Raw genomic sequence first — 2,322 nt, 5'->3', positions numbered from 1 at the left:
GGTCACGCCCGGTTCGACCAGCGCGAAGATCGCGTCGCCCGCAGCACCCAGCTCGGCCTTGGACACATCGCCCATGTCGATGTCGAGCAGTTTCAGCCCACGGGCCTCGACCAGCGTCTCAAAGCTCTCGCCCGCATCCAGCTGGGCCTTGGCGGCCTTGGCCTCGTCCTCGGTGGCAAAGACCAGACGTTCCACCAGACGACGCTCGGGCTTGCGGTATTCCTCGGCGCGGCTGTCATAAAGCGCGCGCAACTCGGCCTCATCCACCGGCATCGAGGCTGCAAGTTCCTCGGGCAGGATGGCCGCATAGGTGAGGCGCTTGGCCTCGGGCTTGGTGAAGGCGGCTATATTGGCCTCGTAATAGGCCTTCAGCGCGGCCTCGTCAGGCTCGGCCAGCGGTGTGGACAGGCTGGATTCGGTCAGCGTCAGGATCGACAGCGCGCGGCGCTCGGCGATATAGGCCAAGAGCGTGTCGGTCAGCGTGGCGGGGGCGGCAAAGCCCGAGGCCACGGCGCCGGTCAGCAGGCTGCGGGCAATATCGTCGCGCACGCCATTCTCGTAATCGCGCATGTCGAGATTGTTCTGTTTCAGCGTGTCCTTATAGGCGCGCGGATCGAACTTGCCATCGACGCCCTTGAAATTGGGCAGCTCGGCGATGGCCTGCGCCACCCGGGCATCGCCCACGGAGAGGCCGATGCGCTTGGCCTCATTATCCAGCGCATAGGTGGTCACAAGGTTCTGGCGGACTTGCGCGTCGATGCCGAATTGCTGGGCCTGCGCCAGATCGAGCGGCGCGCCCAGCTGCTGGCTGGTGGCGTTGATCTGGTTTTGCAGCGCGCGCAGATAGCGGGTCGCGTCAATATCGGTGTCGCCCACCCGGCCGATGGCGGTGGCGGTTGTGCCATAGCTGGTGATGCCATAGCCGCCAAAGCCGGTGACGACCATCGCCAGCAAGGCCCAGGCGAGGAACTGGCCCCCACGGCGCTTGCGCTTCGGGCTGTCGGTCTCGGTGTCTTGCGTCATCGGATGGCCTGCTGTCTGGAGCTTTGGCCTCAGGTTCTATGCAGTTCACCGCCAGACGGCAAGAGGCGCGGCTTAACCGTGAAAGGCCGAAAGGCGCTGGAACAGCGCGGCGATGCCCGCGGTGTCGACATTGGCAAAGGCGATGCGGAACTGGCGCGCGCCCTCGGGGTGGGTCTCGGGCTGGAACATGGTGCCGGGCAGCATCAGCACGCCCGCCTCGCGCACCAACCGCTGTGCGAGCTGCGGTGAGGCTTCCGGGAAGGGATGTTCGACATAGGCGAAATAAGCGCCGCAGCCCATCAGCCGCCAGTCGGGCAGGGCCGAGAAGCCCGCGACCATGGCGGCGCGGCGGCGCAGGATCTGGGCCCGCTCGCCCGCGACCCATTGGCTCAGGTTCCGCATCCCCCACAGCGCGCCGATCTGGCCCAACTGGCCGGGGCAAATGGCGACGGTATCGAGGAATTTCTCCACCTCGGCCAATTGCCGGGCGCTGGCCACCACCGCGCCGACGCGGTGGCCGGTCAGGCGGTAGGCCTTGGAGAAGGAATAGAGATGGATCAGCACATCCTCCCAATCGGGATCGGTGAACAGATCATGGGGCCGGGCGTCCCGGCTGTCGAAATCGCGGTAGGTCTCGTCCAGGATCAGCGCGAGGCCGCGCGTGCGGCACAGATCGCGGAAAGCGGCGATCAGCGCGGGCGGATATTCCACCCCGCCGGGATTGTTGGGGCTGACCAGCGCGATGGCGCGGGTGCGCGGCGTGATGAGGGCGGCGGCTTTTTCCGGGTCGGGCAGCAGATCGGCCCCGGTGGCCAGCGGCACGGCGCGCACGCCCTGCATGTCGAGCCACATTTTATGGTTGAAATACCAAGGCGTCGGCAGGATCACCTCATCCCCCGCCCCGGCGAGGGTGGACATGACGGCGGTGAAGGCCTGATTGCAGCCCTGCGTGATCGCCACCTGATCGGCCCGGATGGCGCCGCCATAGGAGGCCGACCATTGCGCCGCAATCTCGGCGCGCAGCTCTGGCAGGCCCAGAACCGGGCCATACAGATGCGCCGCCCCCTCCGACAGTGCGGCCTCGGCCAGCGCCTGCCGCAGGCCCAAAGGCGGGCTCTCCACCGGGGCGGCCTGGCTCACATTGATCAGCGGGCGCTCGGGCGGGAACGCCACCCCCTGCAACCAGCGCCGCGCCTCCATCACCGGCGGGGCAAAGGTGGCGGCCATGGCGGGATTCAGGGGCAGGGACATCGGCGGCTCCGGTTCGTGCTGGCGGATGGGGGGAGGGGGGCGGTCTGC

At 67.7% G+C, this 2,322-nt stretch carries 2 protein-coding genes; both read right to left on the bottom strand.

Annotation, left to right across the window (positions count from 1 at the left end; genetic code table 11):
* A partial coding sequence (locus JNN06_RS16080; protein WP_291240607.1) for a peptidylprolyl isomerase occupies positions 1-1,023 on the bottom strand: 1,023 nt, incomplete at its 3' end.
* Between the two features lie 72 nt (positions 1,024-1,095).
* A complete protein-coding gene (locus JNN06_RS16075; RefSeq protein WP_291240606.1) occupies positions 1,096-2,274 on the bottom strand; it encodes an aminotransferase in 1,179 nt (392 codons plus the stop codon).
* Positions 2,275-2,322 lie beyond the last annotated feature (48 nt).

The organism is Gemmobacter sp., from assembly GCF_016792925.1.
GTDB lineage: Bacteria > Pseudomonadota > Alphaproteobacteria > Rhodobacterales > Rhodobacteraceae > Gemmobacter.
Note: the sequence above shows the minus strand (reverse complement) of the source record. Positions and strands in the feature narration are given on the sequence as shown.